Annotated in this window: 17 protein-coding genes, 1 tRNA gene and 1 pseudogene; 15 read left to right on the top strand and 4 right to left on the bottom strand. The window is 68.6% G+C overall.

The genetic code is table 11. The features are described from left to right. The first annotated feature begins 63 nt into the window (after nt 1-63). From AC21LY_RS08435 to AC21LY_RS08400, 8 genes are all read left to right on the top strand, one after another. Nucleotides 64-924, top strand: a complete 861-nt coding sequence (locus AC21LY_RS08435; protein ID WP_489045992.1) for a ParA family protein — start codon at nt 64-66, stop codon at nt 922-924. Then, complete coding sequence (locus AC21LY_RS08430) at nt 924-1,817, top strand: segregation and condensation protein A (RefSeq protein ID WP_489045991.1); 894 nt, start codon at nt 924-926, stop codon at nt 1,815-1,817. Before AC21LY_RS08435 ends, AC21LY_RS08430 begins: the two co-directional genes overlap by 1 nt. A 35-nt stretch (nt 1,818-1,852) precedes the next feature. After that, entirely contained in the window at nt 1,853-2,467 is a 615-nt protein-coding gene (gene scpB, locus AC21LY_RS08425; RefSeq protein ID WP_489045990.1) for an SMC-Scp complex subunit ScpB, read from the top strand. After that, nucleotides 2,460-3,053 carry a hypothetical protein gene (locus AC21LY_RS08420; RefSeq protein WP_489045955.1) on the top strand — a complete coding sequence of 198 codons (594 nt, stop codon included), beginning with the start codon at nt 2,460-2,462 and terminating at the stop codon, nt 3,051-3,053. The genes scpB and AC21LY_RS08420 overlap by 8 nt, the downstream gene beginning before the upstream one ends. 101 nt (nt 3,054-3,154) lie before the next feature. Continuing rightward, the gene (locus AC21LY_RS08415; protein ID WP_489045954.1) at nt 3,155-4,078 is read left to right on the top strand and encodes a pseudouridine synthase; all 924 of its coding nucleotides are present in this window, start codon (nt 3,155-3,157) and stop codon (nt 4,076-4,078) included. A gap of 5 nt (nt 4,079-4,083) precedes the next feature. Then, the gene (cmk, locus tag AC21LY_RS08410; RefSeq protein WP_489045989.1) at nt 4,084-4,770 is read left to right on the top strand and encodes a (d)CMP kinase; all 687 of its coding nucleotides are present in this window, start codon (nt 4,084-4,086) and stop codon (nt 4,768-4,770) included. Beyond that, a complete protein-coding gene (gene der, locus AC21LY_RS08405) occupies nt 4,767-6,209 on the top strand; it encodes a ribosome biogenesis GTPase Der (protein WP_489045953.1) in 1,443 nt (480 codons plus the stop codon). Before cmk ends, der begins: the two co-directional genes overlap by 4 nt. Before the next feature lie 4 nt (nt 6,210-6,213). Continuing rightward, a complete protein-coding gene (locus AC21LY_RS08400; RefSeq protein WP_489045952.1) occupies nt 6,214-7,542 on the top strand; it encodes an MFS transporter in 1,329 nt (442 codons plus the stop codon). 17 nt (nt 7,543-7,559) lie between these two features. On the opposite strand, the gene AC21LY_RS08395 is transcribed toward AC21LY_RS08400, so the two are convergent. After that, nucleotides 7,560-8,681 (bottom strand): MlaD family protein, encoded by a 1,122-nt coding sequence (locus tag AC21LY_RS08395; protein WP_489045951.1) that lies wholly within the window; start codon nt 8,679-8,681, stop codon nt 7,560-7,562. 111 nt (nt 8,682-8,792) lie between these two features. Beyond that, the gene (locus AC21LY_RS08390) at nt 8,793-9,578 is read right to left on the bottom strand and encodes a siderophore-interacting protein (RefSeq protein ID WP_489045949.1); all 786 of its coding nucleotides are present in this window, start codon (nt 9,576-9,578) and stop codon (nt 8,793-8,795) included. Nucleotides 9,579-9,691: 113 nt separating this feature from the next. Here AC21LY_RS08390 and AC21LY_RS08385 point away from each other — a divergent pair, with 113 nt between their 5' ends. The 3 genes from AC21LY_RS08385 to AC21LY_RS08375 all read left to right on the top strand — a co-directional run bounded on the left by AC21LY_RS08385 (nt 9,692) and on the right by AC21LY_RS08375 (nt 12,398). Further along, nucleotides 9,692-11,062 (top strand): DUF2252 domain-containing protein, encoded by a 1,371-nt coding sequence (locus tag AC21LY_RS08385; protein WP_489045948.1) that lies wholly within the window; start codon nt 9,692-9,694, stop codon nt 11,060-11,062. 77 nt (nt 11,063-11,139) lie between these two features. Next, on the top strand, nt 11,140-11,616 hold the full coding sequence (locus AC21LY_RS08380; protein ID WP_489045947.1) for a hypothetical protein: 477 nt from the start codon (nt 11,140-11,142) through the stop codon (nt 11,614-11,616). Between the two features lie 47 nt (nt 11,617-11,663). Beyond that, nucleotides 11,664-12,398, top strand: a complete 735-nt coding sequence (locus AC21LY_RS08375; protein ID WP_489045946.1) for a tyrosine-protein phosphatase — start codon at nt 11,664-11,666, stop codon at nt 12,396-12,398. On the opposite strand, the gene AC21LY_RS08370 is transcribed toward AC21LY_RS08375, so the two are convergent. Together AC21LY_RS08370 and AC21LY_RS08365 are read right to left on the bottom strand one after the other, a co-directional pair. Beyond that, nucleotides 12,395-12,853: a hypothetical protein gene (locus AC21LY_RS08370; protein WP_489045945.1), complete on the bottom strand. Its 459-nt coding sequence runs from the start codon at nt 12,851-12,853 to the stop codon at nt 12,395-12,397. The two genes, AC21LY_RS08375 and AC21LY_RS08370, sit on opposite strands and share 4 nt — an antisense overlap. A 38-nt stretch (nt 12,854-12,891) precedes the next feature. After that, nucleotides 12,892-13,954 (bottom strand): annotated as a pseudogene (locus AC21LY_RS08365) (PQQ-dependent sugar dehydrogenase). A 161-nt stretch (nt 13,955-14,115) separates the two neighbouring features. Here AC21LY_RS08365 and AC21LY_RS08360 point away from each other — a divergent pair. From AC21LY_RS08360 to AC21LY_RS08345, 4 genes are all read left to right on the top strand, one after another. Further along, nucleotides 14,116-14,189: transfer RNA gene (locus tag AC21LY_RS08360), tRNA-Pro, on the top strand. 172 nt (nt 14,190-14,361) lie between these two features. Next, nucleotides 14,362-14,589 (top strand): helix-turn-helix domain-containing protein, encoded by a 228-nt coding sequence (locus AC21LY_RS08355; RefSeq protein ID WP_489045944.1) that lies wholly within the window; start codon nt 14,362-14,364, stop codon nt 14,587-14,589. A 194-nt stretch (nt 14,590-14,783) separates the two neighbouring features. Then, nucleotides 14,784-15,047, top strand: coding sequence for a hypothetical protein (locus tag AC21LY_RS08350; RefSeq protein ID WP_489045943.1), 264 nt, complete (start codon nt 14,784-14,786; stop codon nt 15,045-15,047). A 986-nt stretch (nt 15,048-16,033) separates the two neighbouring features. Continuing rightward, nucleotides 16,034-20,551, top strand: coding sequence for an ATP-binding protein (locus tag AC21LY_RS08345; RefSeq protein ID WP_489045942.1), 4,518 nt, complete (start codon nt 16,034-16,036; stop codon nt 20,549-20,551). Nucleotides 20,552-20,571 lie beyond the last annotated feature (20 nt).

The following is a 20,571-nucleotide window of genomic DNA, read 5'->3' as shown; positions in this document are numbered from 1 at the left end:
GTGGCGGCAGCGCCCGATGCGGAGAATCCGGGCCTGGACCTGGGTGAGCTGCAGCACCACCAGATGAATCCCCAGGATGCGCGTGACGGGGATCTCGACGCCACCGGCCGGCCCCGTGTCGAATTTCCCGAGCCCACGCCGAAGACGAGCCGCGGTCCGGCCCGCGTGATCGCGGTGTGCAACCAGAAGGGCGGCGTCGGTAAGACGACGACCACGATCAACCTCGGCGCCTCGCTCGCGTCCTACGGGCGGCGGGTGCTGCTCGTCGACCTCGATCCGCAGGGCGCGCTGTCCGCCGGGCTCGGTGTCGCGCATCACGAGCTCGAGCTGACGGTGCACAACCTGCTGATGGAGTCCCGCGTCTCCGCCGACGACGTGCTGCTGCGCACCCGGGTGGACGGCCTCGACCTGCTGCCGTCGAACATCGACCTCTCGGCCGCCGAGATCCAGCTGGTCAACGAGGTGGGGAGGGAGCAGACCCTGGGCCGGGCGTTGTACCCGGTGCTGGACCGCTACGACTACATCCTCATCGACTGCCAGCCCAGCCTCGGCCTGCTCACCGTGAACGCGCTCGCCTGCGCGAACCAGGTGCTGATCCCGATGGAGTGCGAGTACTTCGCGCTGCGCGGGCTCGCGCTGCTCACCGACACCGTCGACAAGGTGAAGGACCGGCTCAACCCGCGGCTCGACCTCGCGGGCATCGTGGTCACCATGTTCGACGCCCGGACGCTGCACTCGCGGGACGTGATGGCGCGCGTCGTCGAGGTCTTCGGCGACGCGGTGTACCACTCGGTGATCTCGCGGACCGTCCGCTTCCCCGAGACCTCGGTCGCGGGGGAGCCGATCACGTCCTGGGCGCCGAAGTCCTCGGGCGCCACCGCCTATCGCGCCCTGGCGCGCGAGGTGATCGCGCAGGAGAAGTGATCCCCACCGACGCCGAGCCGATCGAGGCCGTCGAACCGCGCGAACCCCGGGTCGACGGTGCCGAGGTGCCGGGCGGGGAGCCGGAGGCACCGTCGGGCTTCACGGTGAAGCTCGCGAACTTCGAGGGCCCCTTCGACCTGCTGTTGCAGCTGATCGGCGGGCACCGCCTGGACGTCACCGAGGTGGCGCTGCACGTGGTGACCGACGAGTTCATCGCCTACACCAAGCAGCTCGGCGCGGCGGCGGACCTCGACCAGACGACGGAGTTCCTCGTGGTCGCGGCGACGCTGCTCGACCTCAAGGCCGCGCGGCTGCTGCCCTCCGGCGAGGTCGAGGACGCGGAGGATCTGGCGCTGCTGGAGGCGCGCGACCTGCTCTTCGCCCGGCTGCTGCAGTACCGCGCCTACAAGCAGGTGGCCGAGCTGATGGCCCAACTCGAGGCGAAGGCGAACCGTCGGTACCCGCGGGCCGTGGGCCTGGAACCCCGGTTCGAGGAGCTCGTGCCGCCGGTCCAGCTGGGCGTGTCGCCCGAACAGTTCGCCCTGGTGGCCGCGGCAGCGTTCACTCCGAAACCGAAGCCGACGGTGGGCCTCGGGCACCTGCACGTGCCCAAGGTCTCGGTGCCGGAACAGGCCCGGCTCATCGCGGCGCGGCTGCGCGAGCGACCGGAGCACTGGTCCGCGTTCCGGGAGCTGGTGGCCGACTGCGACTCCGGGATCGCCGTGATCGCGCGGTTCCTGGCGCTGCTCGAGCTCTACCGGGAGCGCGCGGTCCTGTTCGACCAGCCGGAGGCCCTCGGGGACCTCAAGGTGCGCTGGTCGGGCGAGAACCACCATCCCGTCGTCGGGGGCACCCGCGACGAGTACGACGAGATATCCGAGGAGGAATCGTGAGCGAACAAGCGGAGGATTTCGCCCTCGCCCTGGGCATGGAGCCGGATGAGCTGCGCTCGGCACTCGAGGCGCTGCTCCTGGTGGTGGACGCACCGGCGACCGCCGAGCAGCTGGGCAGCGCCCTGGAGGAGCCGGAGGAGCGGATCACGGCGGACCTGCGCGCGTGGGCGGGCGAACTCGCCGCGCGCCGGTCCGGCATGGAACTGCGCGAGTCCGCCGACGGCTGGCGGCTCTACAGTCGCGCGGACTACGCGCCCTACGTCGAGCGGCTGCTGCTCGACGGGGTGCGCTCCAAACTGACCCGTGCCGCGCTGGAGACCCTCGCGGTGATCGCCTACAAGCAGCCCGTGAGCCGCTCGCAGGTGAGCGCGGTGCGCGGCGTCAACGTCGACGGGGTGATGCGCACCCTCGCGGCGCGCGGTCTCATCGCGGAGACCGGTACGGACGGCGGCGCGACGACCTACGCGACGACCGAACTCTTCCTCGAGCGCCTCGGCCTGGGTTCGCTCGACGAGTTGCCGCCGCTCGCGCCCCTGTTGCCCGAGGTCGACGTCATCGAGGACCTCAGCTCGCGTCTCGACGAGGAGCCCCGGTTCGCCAAGCTGGGCCGCCGCAGCGCCGACGTGATCGGATTCGATCCCGATGCCTGATCTCTCCGACGTCCTCCGCGAGGCCTTCCCGCTCGGTCCCCTCGGCCCGGCGGTGCGCCGCTGGTGGCCGATCACGCTCACGGCCGTGGTCGCCGCCCTGACGGTGTGGGCGACGACCGCGACGTGGTTCGGCCTGACCATCGGTAGGACCGCGGTCCCGTTCGGCTTCACCGGCACCGGCCGGATCGTGCCCACCGGCCCCGAGGCCAAGACGATCGGATTCGGCGGTCCCGACGCGTTGGCCGACGGCGTGATCCCCTGGGGTTACGCGACCGCCGGCCTGGTGATCGCGGCCCTGCTCGTGGTGGTCGTCGCCACGCTGCGCCCGGGGTTCACCCGCGGCCTCGCGGTGGCCAGCGGTCTCCTCGGCGTCGCCGCCGTGCTGTCCATCGCGATCTGGCTGATCCCCGCGATGATGATGGGCGGGCTCGAGGACCTCGCCGGCGGCGAGGGCGGGGGCGACCCGCTGTTCTTCCCGCCGAAGGCCGGTCTCGTCTGGACCATCGTGCTCACGTCCGTGGGCGCGGCGGTGCTGTTCATGGGCCGCCGCAACCGCCCGCTCAGCGACGTGGCCCGGCGTGGCTGAGGCCCGGGTGACTACGCGGCACCCGATTCCGAGGGTACCGCGCCGGATCGTCTCGCCGTCGAATACCGGAATCCGTCGCGGCCTGCGATGATGGAACGATCATGAACAGACCCGCTCGCCGTGATGGCACACCGGACAGAAATCGAACCAGCAGAACCAGGCAGCCCTCGAAACAGGGCGGCGTCCCGCGCCTGTCGAACGCCAAGCCAGCCCGCACCCAGAACGTCGCGGCGCGCAAGGCCGACCGGGCACCGTCGGACGGCGTGCCCGGCACCGTCGCCGGCCCCGAGGGCGAGGGCATCCGCCTGCAGAAGGTGCTGGCCCAGGCCGGCGTCGCCTCGCGCCGTGTCGCGGAGGAGATGATCGCCGACGGTCGTGTGGAGGTCGACGGCGAGATCGTCACCGAGCAGGGCCGCCGCGTCGACCCCAATGTCGCGGTGGTCCGCGTCGACGGGGTGCGCGTGGTGGTCAACGAGAACCTCGTGCATCTCGCGTTGAACAAGCCGCGCGGCTGGCAGTCGACGATGAGCGACGACATGGGCCGTCCCTGCGTGGGCGACATCGTGGCCGAGCGCGTGGCCGCCGGCCAGCGCCTCTTCCACGTCGGCCGGCTCGACGCCGACACCGAGGGCCTGCTGCTCGTCACCAACGACGGCGAGCTCGCGCACCGGCTCATGCACCCGTCCTACGAGGTGCCCAAGACCTACCTCGCGTGGGTGCAGGGCGAGGTGCCGCGGCGGCTCGGGAACACGCTGCGCTCGGGCGTCGAGCTCGAGGACGGTCCCGTGAAGGCCGACAAGTTCTCCGTGCTCGAGGCGTCCGAGGGGCGGTCGATGGTGCGGATCGTGCTGCACGAGGGCCGCAAGCACATCGTCCGGCGGCTGCTGGCCGAGGTCGGGCACCCCGTCGAGCGGCTGGTGCGTACGCACGTCGGGTCCGTGGCGCTGGGCGATCAGCGCCCGGGTTCCCTGCGGGTGCTCGGCCGCGACGATGTGACTGCTCTCTACAAGGCGGTGGGACTGTGACGCTCGTGATCGCCATGGACGGCCCCTCGGGGACCGGCAAGTCGACGGTGGCCCGTCGCATCGCCGAGAACCTCGGCGCGCGCTACCTGGACACCGGCGCGATGTACCGCGCCGCGACGGTCTGGGTCCTCGAGCGGGAGGTCGACCTCACCGACCCCGCGGCCATCGCCGCGGCGACCGCGGACCTGCCGCTCGCGATGGGCTGCGACCCGCTGTCCGAGCAGGTGGAGCTGGACGGGATCTCGGTCACCCGCCGGATCCGCGAGGACGACGTGACCGCAGCGGTCTCGGCCGTCTCCGCCGTGCCCGAGGTACGGGAGCAGCTCGTGGACTACCAGCGGGCCATCGCCGAGGACGACGACTCGCCGATCGTGGTGGAGGGCCGGGACATCGGCACCGTCGTCTTCCCCGACGCCCCGGTGAAGATCTATCTGACGGCGTCCGCGGAGGCGCGCGCGGGGCGCCGCCACGCGCAGAACACCGAGCTGGGACTGCCCAGCTCCTACGACGAGGTGCTCGCCTCGGTGCAGCGTCGCGACGGTCTGGACTCGACGCGGAAGATCTCTCCGCTGCGCCCGGCCGAGGACGCGATCGAGGTGGACTCGTCGGGCATGAATCTGGAGGAGACCGTCGCCGCGGTGGCGGAGCTGGCCGATCGCGCGCTGGCGAGCAGCAAGGAGGTCGCCCGATGAGTGACAACGAGTTCGAGTACGCCGGCTCCACCGTGGAGGACGGCGTCTGGGAGGACGAGGGCGACTTCGCCGACTACGAGGGCGATTTCGACGACCTGGAGGCGGAGGCCGCCGAGGCCGCCGCGAAACTGCCGACGGTGGCCATCGTCGGCCGTCCCAACGTGGGCAAGTCGACGCTGGTGAACCGGATCCTGGGCCGCCGCGAGGCGGTCGTCGAGGACATCCCCGGCGTGACCCGCGACCGGATCAGCTACGAGGCCAACTGGGCCGGCCGCCGGTTCCTGGTACAGGACACCGGAGGCTGGGAGCCGGACGCGAAGGGACTGCAGCAGTCCGTCGCGGCGCAGGCCGAGGTCGCCATGCGCACCGCGGACGCGATCGTCGTGGTCGTGGACGCGACGGTCGGCGCCACCGCGACCGACGAGGCCGTCGCCCGCGTCCTGCGCCGGTCGAAGGCCCCCGTCATCCTGGCGGCGAACAAGGTCGACGACCAGCGCGCCGAGGCCGAGGCCGCGACCCTGTGGTCGCTGGGCCTCGGTGAGCCGCACACCATCTCGGCCGCGCACGGCCGCGGCACCGGCGATCTGCTGGACGTCATCCTGGAGAAGCTGCCGGAGACGCCCCGCGAGGGCACCGGCGGCACCGGGCCCCGCCGGATCGCGCTGATCGGCAAGCCGAACGTGGGCAAGAGCTCGCTGCTCAACAAGCTCACCGGCGAGAACCGCTCGGTCGTCGACAACGTCGCGGGCACCACCGTCGACCCGGTGGACTCGCTCGTCGAGCTCGGCGGCAAGACCTGGAAGTTCATCGACACCGCGGGCCTGCGCAAGAAGGTCAACCAGGCCAGTGGGCACGAGTTCTACGCCTCGCTGCGCACGAAGGGCGCGATCGAGGCCGCCGAGGTGGCGATCGTTCTGATCGACGCCTCGCAGCCGATCACCGAGCAGGACCTGCGGGTGCTGTCGATGGTGATCGAGTCGGGCCGCGCGCTGGTGATCGCCTACAACAAGTGGGACCTGGTCGACGAGGACCGCCGGTACATGCTGGAGAAGGAGATCGACCGGGAGCTGGTGCAGATCCCGTGGGCGCTGCGGGTGAACATCTCCGCGCAGACCGGCCGCGCGCTGCAGAAGCTGGTGCCCGCGATCGAGACCTCGCTCGAGTCCTGGGACAAGCGCATCCCGACGGGCCGCCTCAACAACTGGCTGCGCGAGGTCATGGCCGCCACCCCGCCGCCGCTGCGCGGTGGGAAGCTGCCGAAGGTGCTCTTCGCGACGCAGGCGGCGACCCGTCCGCCGACCTTCGTGCTGTTCACCACCGGCTTCCTCGAGGCGGGCTACCGCCGGTTCCTCGAGCGGCGGCTGCGCGAGGAGTTCGGCTTCGAGGGCTCGCCCGTGCGGGTGAACGTCCGGGTCCGCGAGAAGCGCGCGAAGAAGTAGCGCCGTGGCCGCGGGCGTCGACGGGGTGGTGGTCGGGTCGGCGGTGCCGCGCCGTCAGGTGGCCGCGTGGTGCGTGTGGGACTGGGGGAGTGCCGCGTTCAACGCGGTGATGACCACGTTCATCTTCACCGTCTACCTGACCGGCGCGGTGGGCGAGGATCTGCCGGGGTCGATCAGCGCCACCAGCTGGCTGTCGTGGGCGATGGCCGCGGCCGGAGTGGTGGTCGCGGTGTCGGCACCGGTGCTCGGGGCCCGCGCGGACGCGGCCGGGCGGCGGAGGTTCTCGCTGGCGCTGTGGAGCGCGGTGGTCACCGTCTGCACGGCCGGCTGCTTCTTCGTGCGGGACGAGAACCGGTACCTGTGGCTCGGGCTGCTGTTGCTCGCCGTCGGGACCGCGGCCTTCGAGCTGGCGAACGTGCCCTACTACGCGATGCTCCGGCAGGTCTCGACGCCCGCGACGATCGGCCGGGTCTCCGGGATCGGCTGGGCCTGCGGCTACTTCGGCGGCATCGTGCTACTGCTGCTGTGCAATTTCGGCTTCATCGCCGGTGATGGCCCGACCCGCGGCTTCCTGCACGTGCCCACCGAGGGCGGGCTGAACATCCGGCTGGTCGCGCTGTTCGCGGCGGCGTGGTTCGCGGTGTCGGCGCTGCCGGTGCTCTTCCTCGTCCCGGAGCTGCCGGCTGATCCGTCGGCGGCACCCCGTCGGGGGATCGCCGGGGCGTACCGGGATCTGTTCGCGACCATCGCGGACCTCTGGCGCGAGGACCGGAACGTGGTGTGGTTCCTGATCTCGTCCGCGGTCTTCCGGGACGGTCTGGCCGCGACCTTCACCTTCGGCGCGGTGCTCGCGCACAGCGTGTACGGGATGAGTGCGTCGACGGTGCTGCTCTTCGGCGTCGCCGCGAACGTGGTGGCGGCGCTGGGTGCCGTGGTCGCCGGGCGGTTCGACGACCGGATCGGTCCGAAGCCGGTGATCGTGGCCTGCCTCGTCGGGATGGTGACCGCCGGGACGGTGCTGCTGTTCGTGAGCGGCGAGACCATGTTCTGGATCTTCGGGCTGATGCTCACGGTCTTCGTGGGCCCGGCGCAGTCCTCGGCGCGCAGCATGCTCGCCCGGATGACGGTGCCCGGCCGCGAGGGCCAGATGTTCGGCCTCTACCAGACCACCGGCCGCGCGGCCTCGTTCCTCGGCCCCGCGCTGTTCGGCCTGTTCGTGTGGATCTTCGGAACCGATCGCGCCGGCATCGGCGGGATCCTGGTCGTCCTGGGTCTGGGGCTCGCGCTGCTGCTGCGGGTCCGTCCCGCGCGCGACCGCGCTCTGGCAGCCTGATCTCCTGACGGGCCCGGTCAGCGCGGGGGCGCGGAACCGGTCGGCTTCGCAGGCGCCGATGGCGAGGCCGGCGCACCGGGCTTCGTCGGAGCACCCGGCTTGGCGACGTCCACACCCGGCGGAAGCACCGCGGCGACGGCCGGGTAGTCCACCGACAGCCGCAGATTGAGCACCGGGCCGTTGGGGGTGTTCGGCATCGCCCTGCGCACGTTGTCCATCAGCTGCGCCAGCTGAATCCCCACGCCGGTCGCGCTGCCGTTCGGGAACGCGGCGAGCACCGGTTGCAGCAGGCTGACCAGCATGGGCGAGGCGGTCCGCAGGCCGGCGAGGGCCTCGGGGGTGAGGATCGCCTGGAGCCCGGCGAGGAGGCCGGTGCGCTCGTTGTTGATGCCGTCCTGGACCGCGATCGTCCGCTTGCTCGCTCCGGTGTGCAGCGGCTGGAACTCGAAGGCGGAGCGGAACGCCGGGACCACGGCGGTCACCGCGGGATCGGCGGCCTTGAGGGCGGCGACCACGGTCGGGAAGGTCTCCGCGGTCGACAGGCGCTGCGTGTCCTGGACCGCCTGCGCAACGCCGCCGAGCGCGGTGAGCAGCGGCAGCATCGCCTTCGACGAGGCGTCGACGTTGAGCAGCACCTGGCTCATATGCGGGCGCAGGGCATCGTCGTTGACGTCACCGAGGGTGGCGATCATGTTCGAGACGGTGTTGTCGGTGATCGCCTTCGTGGGCGCGAACTCGGCGCCGTTCTTGAGCGCGCCGCCGCCGTCGTGCGGGGTCAGGATCACCTCGGAGACCCCGAAGAGATTGCCCGCCGAGAACGCCGCCTCCACGTTGGTGGTGAGGCTGCGGCCCTGGGGTCCGTCGAGGCGCAGCGTCACGCCCTGCTGGGCGTTGCCGAGCGCCCGGATCCCGCTGACGGTGCCCACGTTGACGCCCTGGATCCGGACCGTCGCGCCCTCGACGATGCCCGCGGCCACCGTCGGGGTGCGGAGGGTGACGGTGAAGACGTCCTGGGGGCGCAGGGTCTGCACGCCCCAGACGGCGAAAGCGATCAGTGCCACGCAGACGGTGAACGCCACGCCACGACGCCGGAGCTGGGCGTGTGTCGGGGAGAAGCCGGGCACTGGTGCGAGATCCACAAGTAGACAAAGTATTCGTAGTTGTCTGAAAGCAGTGCTCCGGCAGGCGGGTTTGTGCGCACACTCACGTCGCGACGCGGCCTGTGACCATCGCCACTGCCGCCGCGGGAGTCAGTCGATCCGCCCGATCGGTTGCTTCTTCTCGGCCTGGAAGGCGTCCTCGGCGCGACCGCGCGCCCAGTACCCGGAGATCGAGATCCGCTCGCGCGGCACGGCGAGTTCGCGCAGCACCTTGCGGACGGCCTTGATCGACTCGCGCTCGCCGTGCGCGAAGACGTGCGCGGTGGCGCGGTCGGTGGGCCAGTCCGCGACGGCGACCTGGCGGGCGAGGAACTCGACGTCGGCGACATCGGCGTTCACGGCCCAGCGCACGTCCACACCCGACGGTGCCGCCAGCGCGATCCGGTCGTCGTCGGACTCCACCTCGATGATGGCGGCGCCCCGCGCTCCCGCCGGCAGGGCCTCCAGCGCTGAGGCGATCGCGGGCACCGCGGACAGGTCCCCGGCGAACAGGTGCCAGGCCGCGTCGGGGTCGGGGGAGTACGCGCCCCCGGGGCCCGAGAGGGTGATGGTGTCGCCGGGCTGGGCGCGCTGCGCCCACGGTCCGGCCAGCCCTTCGTCGCCGTGGACGACGAAGTCCAGGGCGATGCGTCGGGCGGCGCGGTCGAAGGACCGCACCGTGTACGTGCGCCTCGACTCGCCGAAGGCGATCTTGACGTAGGAATCAGTGCTGGCCAGGCCGGGAAGGGCGGGGTCGCCGAAGCCGGCGAGGGATTCGCCCTCCGCGATCACGCGCGTCAGGTGCGCGCCGATGGGTTCGGTGCGGACGACGGTGACCTCGTAGGTGGGCCGTGGGCGGCGTACGGGCGCGGCGGTGTCATTACGGGGTTCAGTCACGGCGTCCACCGTACGCCTCGTAACTTAGGGTTACCTCATAGATGTGACCCGGTCGAGCCGGTACCTCGCCGACACCCGGCGGAGAGCAGTGGGCGGGACTAGCATCGCGCACCATGAATGAAGCTGCGCCGAACGGCAAGGCGCTTCGCAAGCGCGTCCCGCGCTCCGCCCAGGCGGAGTTCACACCGGACGGCCGCGACCCGGTCGCCATCATTCGCGAGCAGAACAGCGTCCGGATCCAGGAGCTGGTGCCGGTGCGGATCTCCCGCATGCTGCACTCGCCCTTCGCGTTCTACCGGGGCGGTGCAGCGCTCATGGCGCACGACCTCGCGGGCGAGGCGAACACCGGGGTCACAGTGATGAGCTGCGGTGACGCGCACATCAGCAACTTCGGCCTGTTCGGCTCTCCGGAACGCCGGCAGGTCTTCGACGTCAACGACTTCGACGAGGCGGGCAACGCCCCGTGGGAGTGGGACGTCAAGAGGCTCGCCGCGAGCGTGATGATCGCCGCGCGCCAGAACGGCTACACCGAGGAGCAGGCACGCGGCGCCGTCGTCACCGCGGTCGGTGCCTACCGGACGACGCTCGCGAACCTCGTGCCGCTGGGTGCCGTCGACCGCTACTTCACGTCGATCGACGTGGACCGGCTCACCCAGGAGGCCGCCGGCGACGTCTCGCTCACCGATCTCATCCAGCAGACCGCGAAGAAGGCCCGCAAGCGCACGTCCGCGCGCATGGTCGAGAAGATCACCGTGGCCGGCGACGACGGTGAGCCGCACATCGTGGCCGATCCACCCACGCTGGTGCCGGCGCCGCGGGCGCTTCTTGAGGACGCCGAGGCCGTCTTCCACCACTACCTCGACACGGTGCGCGCCGACGTGGCGGCCCTGCTCTCCCAGTTCCGGGTGTTGGACTGGGCGTTGCGCGTCGTCGGGGTCGGCAGTGTCGGGACGCGCTGCTTCATCGTGCTGCTGGGCCGGGACCTCCCCGCCGGCGGTACCGAGACGCTCCTGCTCCAGGTGAAGGAGGCCACCCGGTCCGTGCTGCAGACCTACGGCCGGCTCGGCCCGTCGACGATGCCGCCCCGCGCACCGTCGAGCGGTGCCCAGGGGTGGCGCGTCGTCGCCGGACAGCAGATCCTGCAGGCGCAGTCCGACTCCTTCCTCGGTTACACGCCGACGATCGGCGGCAGGGACTTCTACTGGCGCCAGTTCCGGGACATGAAGGGCTCCGTGGTGCCGGAGCTACTCACGCACGACCAGTTCGGGCGGTACGGGCAGGCCTGCGCCGCCGCGCTCGCCCGCGCGCACGCCCAGTCGCCCGGCGCGGCCGTGGCCTCGGCGTACCTGGGGAAGACGACGGAGTTCGACGAGGCCGTGGCGAGGTTCGCCGCCGCCTACGCCGACCAGAACGAGAAGGATTACGCCGCAGTGCAGGCCGCCGTCGAAGCGGGTGTCCTGCCCTGCGCCGAGCCGGGGGTCTGACCGTCTTAGCGCGACCTTGACGGCCCTGGATCTACCGCCCGCACCGCGGCCGGCGTAGACCGGTAGGCGTGACTCTGATGGAGGTACTTCCCTCACTCGCCCGCGCCGGCATCGCCCGGAGCTTCGACCCCACGATCTGGCCCGAGGGCACCGTCATGGACGGCGACGACGTCCTCATCGGCGGCGTCCCGGCGGCCGAACTGGCCGGCGGCGCACCGTCGACCTACCCGGTGGTGGTGAGCCGCATCAGCCGGCTCGTGCGCTCCGGACCGGTGGTCCTGTGCGATGTCATGGGGCAGCTCCCGCCCCACGCGAGCCTCGCCGACGTGGCCTGGCCCGGCGCCCGCCTCGCCGGGGCTCGGATGCGGCAGCTCCTGGTCCGCGGGGCCGACGGTGCCCGGCTCGCCGCGCGCGTCGAGGTCCCCGTCGACGTGCCGGTGGACGCGCCGATCGCCCTCGCGCTCGCCCTGCCGCACGGCCTCGCGACGCCCGGCGCGCACGACTGGTGGCCCGCCGCCGGGTGCGCGCACGGTCGCCTCGGGCGCCTGGCCTGATCGACGTCACCGTCGGGGACGCGTACCCCGTCGATTAGGCTCGGTCCGTGCATAATTTCCGCGACGTGGCAGGTGTGGACGGCTATGCGGCCGAAGGCGGCAGGATGCGCCGGGGCCTGCTGTTCCGATCGAGCGTCCTCGACGCCGAATCCATCGATCCGGCCCGGCTCGCCCAGGCACGCCTCGCGGACGTCTTCGACCTGCGGATGACGGTGGAGGTCACGCCCAAGCCTGATGTGGTCCCCGACGGTGCCCGATACGTCCACCTCAACGTGATCGGCGACGACGTCGTGCTCGGGGCGCTGGATCCGACGAAGCTCACTGATCCGGCCCGCGCCAGGGACGTCCTCGCCGATGTCTACCGGATGTTCGTGACCAAGGACAACGCCCGGGTGCAGTTCGCCGCGCTCGTGCGCGCCGTCGCCGAAGAGGAGCGTGCGCAGCTCTTCCACTGCAGCGCGGGCAAGGATCGGACCGGCTGGGCCGCGGCGATCGTGCAGCGGATCCTCGGCGTCTCGCACGACGACATCATGGCCGACTACCTGCTGACCAATCAGTACTCGGCCGCCGTCATTGAGCAGATCGCCGCCACGGCCGCCGCCGAGCGGGGCGAGGACATCGGCGAGGCCGCGCGGGTGCTCGCGGGAGTCTTCCCCGAGGCCCTCACCGCCGCCTTCGACGAGGCCGATGCCCGGTACGGGGACTTCGACGGGTACGTCCGTACCGGACTGGGCATCGACGACGTGGTGATCGAGCGGCTGCGCGCGAAGCTCGTCGCCTAGTCGAGCCGCGTGCCGCGGGTGGTGAAATGCCCGTCGTGCTGCGTGAATCCCGCGGAATCGACAGAGCATTCGAGGCCGCCGTCGCGGAGCGCCGTGCAGGACGCGCCGTGCACCGACAGGCGGGCGCCCTCGGGCAGCGCGCGGGGACGCTCGTCCACGGTCAGCTTCTCGAGGTAGCGCCAGCCCCGCTCGGTGATCTCCACCGCCTCCGGGCGGACGCTGCGGCCCTTCGCCGTGATGCGGACGCCGGCGGGCGCGGAGACGCCGCACCGCAGCACCGTGGGGTCGGCCCGGATCGTGCACACCCGCTTCGCGCCGTCGTAGCGGTACAGGAAGGCGTATCCGCCGCCCTCCTCGCGGTAGCGGTCGGCATCCACGGCCGGCTCCGCGATCGCGGGTATCGCGACCGCGAACGACGCGGCGATCATCGCCGCCGCCAGGACAGCACGCTTCATGCCCGCCACTGTAGCGCGCATGCGCCCAGGTAGGCGGGCTAGTGGCCGCTCAGCCGGACGATCCGGTCGTCCCCGGCGCGGGGCTCGCCGCGGCCGTCGGTGTTGTTGGTGAGGATCCAGACGGCGCCGTCGGGCGCGCGCACCACGTCGCGCAGGCGGCCGAGGGTCCCGCGGTGCAGCTCCGTCGAGGTCTCCGGCGCGGCGAGCGGAACCGTCCGCAGCCGCTGGCCGCGCAGGTTCGCGATGTAGAGCTGCTCGCCGATGATCGCGATGCCGCTGGGACTCGCCTCGGCCGGGCGCCACTGCTGCAGCGGGTCGACGAAGCCCTCGCGGCCCGCACTGCCCTCGACCACGGGCCAGCCGTAGTTGGCGCCCGGTCGGATGAGGTTGAGCTCATCCCACGTGTTCTGCCCGAACTCGCTGGCGTAGAGGGCACCGTCGGGTCCCCAGGCCAGGCCCTGCGGATTGCGGTGACCGAGGCTGTAGACGAGGGAGCCGGGGAAGGGGTTGTCGGCGGGGGACGGCCCCGTCGGGCGTCATCCGCAGTATCTTGCCGCCGAGTGCGCGCGGGTCCTGCGCGTCGCCGGGCCGCGCCGCATCGCCGACGGTGGCGTAGAGCATCCCGTCGGGTCCGAAGGCGATGCGGCCGCCGTTGTGGATCGACGCCGCGGGCAGGCCCGTGAGGATGGTGCGCGCGGGGCCCAGGGTGCGGGTCCCGGCGTCGCCCCGCAGCGGCATGCGGGCGATCCGGTTGTCCGTCGCGGTGGTGAAGTACGCGAACAGGTCGCCGTCGCGGATCGCGATCCCGAGCAGGCCGACCTCGCCGCGCGCCGCGACACCGTCGATCCGCCCGACCTCGCGCGGTGCGCCGTCGACGATCTCCACGATCCTCCCGCGGTCCCGCTCGCTGACCACGGGAGTGCCGTCCGCGAAGGCGATCGACCAGGGCGCGTCCAGGCCGGTCGCGATCGTCTCCATCGGTGCCGGTCCGGCGCTCGGGCTCCGGCCCGGGTCGCCCGACGGTGCGCCGCCGCACCCCGCGAGCATCAGTCCCGCGAGCAGCGCGACCGCGCTGCGTCGGTACCTGAGCCGGGTTCGCATACGTCCACAGTAGGCGAAAAGACCGATTCGGCTGCTGTGGCGCCCATGATCGGGTGCGTGGCCCGCGAGTGCTGGAAGGTACGCATAGGCCCGCTTAGCTGGCGATTTCTCGTCCCCGAGACGCATGGGGTAATCTTCTACAGCACCGCGAGAGCGGGCCACGGGCTGTGGCGCAGCTTGGTAGCGCACTTGACTGGGGGTCAAGTGGTCGCAGGTTCAAATCCTGTCAGCCCGACTAGAAGGTCGCGGAAACTTACCGGTTTCCGCGACTTTTTCGTTGGTGAGGTTTGATCCGGTTATCACAAACCCATCTTTTGACCTCTCTGCGGCCTGCCCTGATTGCTGCTCTAAGACGGCTGTTCGTCCGCTGCGGTCGTGCCCGTTCCTCTGCAGCGCACCTATTCGGCGTGGACACCGAGCACCCCGCAGACAACCACTGGGGCTTGGAGCCCCTGCTCGACGTCGGCCCACTCGCCGCCTACCTGGGCGTGCCGGTCTCGACGGTCTACGACTGGCGCACCCGTGGCCTCGGGCCGTGCGCGTACCGCTTCGGCAATCACCTGAAGTTCGCCGTCTCCGACGTGCGCATCTGGGTCGAGCAACAGCGCGACTCCTCTTCGTCGGAGAGGAGGTGATCGTGTGGCGCGCCAGCGCTTGACCATCGGCACTTTCGGCGAAACCGGCTACCTCTCCGGTCCGAGCGGCCGCGTCGTCGCTCGCGCTCGCTATCGCGACTGGGACGGCAAGAACCGGCTCGTGTACGCGACCGCCGATACCCGCAAGCGGGCGGAGCGTGCGCTGAAGGCGAAGCTCACCGACCGCAGCCTCCGTGTCGGACCTGTGGCCCGACAGCCCGTTCGCGGACCTCGTGACGTCTTGGCTGGAAGACCTCGAACTCGAAGGATGCATCTCCAAGCGCATACTGCAGTTGTTCGAGCGGAACATGCAGACGCTCGTGCTGCCGATGTTCGAAGGCCTGCCCATGCGGGAGGTCGGTGTGGCACGCTGCGATCACTTCCTCAAGCAACTCGCGAAGCAGAGCTACGCCGAGCCAAACAAGTGCGCGTCGTGCTCCGGCTTGCGCTCGGGCTAACGGTGCGGCACGAGGTGCTGCCACGCAACCCATGGATCACGTCTCCCGGCTCCGTCGCCCCGTCTCGACCCCCAATGCACTGACGCCTGCTGAGGTGAATGCCGTGCCTGCGGCGATCGCGTAGTGGGAGGCCGGACGCTCGTACTCGGGGCTGAGGTCCGATGGGCAGCTCGGTGCGATCATCGAGGTGCGACCCCGTCGATCCGGGTCGCCGGCACCATCGTCAGTCACCGTGGTGAGCCGACGGCACGGCAGGACCACCCGAAGACGGCGACGTCCAGGACTTGACTGGCCGCGGTCCAGGACTCGGCGGCGACGAGCGCCCCAGCCCGTATGCCTGTCGCTGGTTCGCATCGCGTTGGGCCGGGATGGAGAAGCCGTCCCGCGCGCCTCCGCGATCTGCCTGACGAACAGTAGAGACGCGGATTTAGGAGATCGCAGAACGTGGTGCGGACGAGGTGAGATCGTCGGCTGGAAATTGTGTGGAGATGTTGTGGTTCACTCCGACAACGCTTGTCAACGGGCAGGTGGGAAGCGCTGGTCAAGGAGGCGAGGAACCGTAGGTTTAGAGCTCGCGCCTGGAAGGTGAACTCGCGGAGGCGATGCCGAGATCCGTGCTACGGACGCGTCCGTGATGATCGACGCCATCGATCGCTTGGCGCGTGTCGCCTGAGAGCGAGGGCGGGATGAGAGAATATGAAAGGATATTGGACGAACAGTAGGTGACCCGGTCACCGGTAGGAGGTTTCCGCCAGGTGATGTCAGCCAGTGCCGACGTGACAAGTCGTCACCAGAGTTCAGCGCGGCGCTGTCCGTCTCGTCGGGAGCGTTGAAGAGTGGCCGCGGCGAAGGGCGCCTCCACTCAGCGAACCGGTTCCACCGCATCGGAGCGGGTGCGCGCGTCACGTGACGGCGACCGATTCCACTACACCTGGGGTGCGGCTCGTCTACTACGCCTCTTGAGTCCTGCGTCCAACCTTCGGCAGGTGCACGTAGAGGGAGCCGGATCAACTCTGTCGGACGACGAGCCCGACGGGGCCGAGGTTATAGACCTTACCGAGTTTTACGGCCCTCCCGAGGGAGACTTTACATCCCTGGAAGTGCGCCAGTTCAAGCACTCCACGCTGCGCTCTAACGAAAACCTCCCTTTCGGCGAGGTTTGCGCGGTCCTCCGCAAGTTCGCCGAGATTGACGATGCGTTAGACGCGCAGCACCCCCACGCCACCATTCGCTTCTCAATCGTCACGAACAAGCCAATTGCCCTGACCGCGATTAATGCAGTGCGAGAACTGGCGGCTGGTCCGTCGTCCGCAGATGGATCGGCAGCTGAGAGGCTGAAGGACACTGCAAAGCTCAACACCGAGACCGCCGCCTCTCTATGTTCGCGTCTCGACCTTCGCGGTCGTGAGCCGGGGGTTACCGCTCTCCGGCGCGGACTTGATCGAGAGGTTGGCGGCCTCACTGCCGACGCTGACCTCCGCGTGTCTGCCTCGCTTGTTGACCTTGTCGCGTCGCGAGCGAGTACCGAGTCCAGCGGCCCAATCCTGAAGTCGGACGTACTCACTGCTTTCGGGTGCCGAGAGGATGAGCTTGCTCCCGCGCCGTGCCTACTCGACGACACGCCCTTCATCGCGCGAGATGCGTACAGAGACCTCGCGGATCAGATTCTCGAAACTCCTGGATCGATGGTCCTCACTGCCGAGGGCGGCGTAGGCAAGAGCACGTTCGCTCGCGCGCTACCAGACCTGCTATCTGATCGTGCCGATCTCATCATCTACGACTGCTTCGGGAATGGCAATTATCGGAATCCGGCTCACCCGAGGCATCGTCACCGGGACGGGCTCGTTCAACTCGCGACTGAGATGGCCGGACTAGGACTGTGCTTTCCAATCGTTCATTCTGGGAATCTCGCTCCTGAGGAGTATATCAAGGCTTTCGTTCGTCGTCTCAACCAGGCAAGCGAGATGCTCATGCAGAGCGGAAATCGCCAGTTGGTCATCGTGGTGGACGCTGCCGACAACGCTGTGATCGCAGCCGAGGACAACGCAGATCCCAGGCCGTTTGTGCGTGACCTCCTCCGGCTGCAAGCAGATGTTCCTCCGAATGTTCGCATCGTGCTGACCTGTCGACCAGAGCGTCTCGATCGCCTTGAGGCTCCAATTGGCTTGGCTTCGTTCGAATTGCCACTCGACGTCGATCATTACCGGCCGACTCTAGTTCCAGCGAAGCGTGGCAAGTACGATCCCGCGAAGTCCAATGACGAGGATCTCAATCGCTATCTGCGTCCCGCGATCAGCTGGCTGAGCACCTGGGCAAAGTACGCTCGCGGCAGCCTTGACCCGCAAGCCGCAGCGGCAGTGATCGCGAGCTACCCTAAACGCCACTTACAAGATGATCTTTGGTCGATGTCCAATCGAGTCGCTCGGCAGATCTTGCCCTTACTCGGCGCGGCCTCCGAGGAAGAAGCAGTGACGGTCGCTTGCAATCAAGCGATTCAGGCGATCGCTGCTGATGCTCCGATTGCTGGTGCTCTCGGCCTGATCGTGGGTTTGCGTGGCGACGCCCGTTTCGCGCAGGCGGTCCTCGATCTCTCCAACGCGGCACGACATGCTCTGACCGGTAGTGCTGAAGGTGCCGACAGCAAGGCCGACACGCTAGTGCGGATAGCTCGGGGACTGCACCGCTTTAGCCAGGCAGAAGCTCAAAGCTACTTCGACCAAGCTGTCAGGGCTGCTGCCGGAGTGGGCGATGACGCGCTTCATCGATGGGATGCAATAGTCGCCCTCACACGGGCAGCTGCTGGCATCGATCCTCTGGATGCGATCGCCCTCGCCGAGCGTGTCGCTCACCTCGGCGAGGCCGTCGAACCGATCGTGTATGACGGATTCAACCAAGACAAGCTCGTCGCTGCACTCGCGCTGATCTCGGGCGCCAATGTTCTCCGGATTCTCGGGCGGTGGCGGGATCGCCGGTTCGGGACGCTCGACTGGCAGTTCAGGGGGCTTGCCGAAGGGTGCGAAGCTCTGTTGGCGGGACGACCAGATCTCACGATAGTTTTGGCGCCCTACTCAACCGGGCTTGATCTAAACGCCGCGCTCCGTGAGCTTGACACATCCGGCCGCCTCAACGCAAAGTCGCTGTCTACCGCAAATGATCTCGCAAACAGACTTGGGTGCTCTCTCGATGCCGAGTTCGCGCAACTCGCACTTCCTGATCCCCCTCGTGCCAATGACCCTGACGAGTTCCGGAGCACAACCTTCGACCTCACCCCAGACGAAAAGGCAGAACGCGCTGCTCAGTTGGAGGCATGTAAGGTGCAGATCGCGGCGCTTGACCTCACTCAGACAAGCGGCGTGAACGCGGCGGTTCGTCTTCAGCAAGAGGCTCATTCATACAGTGACGGCCTCTTCATCGGAGAGGTCTTTACGCGTCCCGTCCTGCAGTGGGGCCCGATCCTGGACGCAGCATTGAGCTCTGACGCCCTCAACGATTATGAGCTGGCCAAGCTCTTGAACGAGGCCCTCGCGCGTCCTCGTACGGCTCAGTCCTTCGTCCACTCACTGAAGAAGGCAGTCGGTACCTATGTCGATCGACATGGCGTCCGTCTACTTCACCACAACTGGATGAGCTTTGACCTGTCTGCGGCAGCAGATCTCTTGGAGGTGCGCAAGACCGATCTCCTTCAACGGGCCCTCGACCACCTGAATCTTGAGGAAGCGTTGACCGACGCCGACCACTGCTACATGCTCGCAGCTGGAGCCTCAGCCGTCCTCGACCCTTCCACGGCTGCCCGCGTGCTTAGCGAAGCGCTCACCGCCTTCGAGGGAGAACTGGGAATTGGTCCCAGGACAGCCATCGACCAGACGCCGGCGGACCCAATCAATATCGCCGTAGCCAACTTCCTCTGGGCCGCGCTGGGCGACCCGCGCTCAGCAGTTCGTTGGCAGGCTGCACACGCAGTGCGTACTGCCGTTGAGCTCGGCGTGAGCGACGTGATCGTTGCGCTCGGCTCCGCCGTCATACGGGGCGATGCAGCTGGCTACGCCGACGAACGATTCCACTACTACGAGATGACCGCGGCAGAGTGGTTCCTGGTCGCTGTCGAGCGAGTAGCTCGAGACGATACGTCTGGCACGGACGCACTCATGTCCGCAGTGATCGAACTAAGCGATCGTTATCCGGACCACGCCGTGATTCAAGGGCGCTGTTCATCAATTGCTCGACTGACCTCCATGCCAATTGGCCGTTCTGTTGGGACCGACTGGAAGGCTTTGCTTGCAGAGCCCGTGCTCGTCGAAAGCGGGCACCGCCCCACATACCCCAGTCCAATGATGAAAGGCGCACCGCAAGGTGAGTTCCGATTCCATTCGGACTTCGACGAGTACGTCCTCGGCGAACTGACCAAAGCATTCGTCATCACACACCAAGAAGTGCTAGATGCGGCTAGCGATCTGATCATCGATGAATGGGGATGGCGAGCCGACAGTGAATGTCTAGTGGACCCGAGGCGGACGGCGGCGGTTTACCAGGACGGCGAAACTTATGGATACAAGTGGGAGATCCCTAAAGCTGAAGACCTCGACTACTACCTAGAACGTCACGCGACACTCACCATCGCCGGAAGGCTGATGCGGACCGCTATTCCGTACCGCGACCCTGATGCGGAACAGCTGGACGTCCTAGAATGGCTCGCCGGCTTCGACGTCGCACGCTACGACGGGCGATGGATTACAGATCAGCGAGGCCCGGTTCCTGGCCCCTTGGCTACCGTCGGCCCACGAGGAAGCGAGCAAGTTCACGGATCCGAGTTCCTGGCCGCTCTCAAACCCGCGAAGGGATGGGTAACGGTCTGGCAATCGGCGTCTGTCACCGAATATGAACGATCCTTAAGTATCGAAATCGCGTCAGCTCTGGTCAACCCCGGGGTCGTCGGGGCGCTTGTGCGTGCCCTGCAAACTGCTGACGGTTACTGGAGTTTCCGAATCCCATCAGCTGACCTCGACGACGAAGAATTCCAGTTCTCTTCACCTCCATTTCAAATTCAAGGTTGGGTGTCAACGCCGCACTCTGAAGGCGGTATTGATCGATTGGACCCCCTCGCCACCGAACTCACTCCCGAGCTGCCTCGCCCTTCCGCGGAAATTGCGGAGAAACTCAGCATCGCGTCCGCGGACGGTGGCCTGCGCTGGGAGCGCGAGAACGGGGACGCCGTCTTGGCGTCTGAGACCTGGGCGGAGATTAGCGCCGGCCGTAGACCACATGGCCCATCAGGAAATCGGTTACGGATTACGACCGAAGCGCTCGACCAGATGTTGGGACGCCTCGATGCCGCGCTCATCGTGGAAGTACGAGTCAGGCGTGAAGATCGTCGCGCTCGCTATGCCGGGATCGCAGACAACGACGATGAAGGAGGTGGCACCGATCATGACAACGACTTCCGGGTCTTCTCCTACCAACCGGGGACAGGATGGAACGACTTCAACGGCTGTGTTGGAACTAGGTAAGTTGCTGGCGGCTGAGCTGG

It is taken from the genome of Tsukamurella sp. II2bb (assembly GCF_057815145.1).
This window is presented reverse-complemented; position numbering and strand designations above follow the sequence as displayed.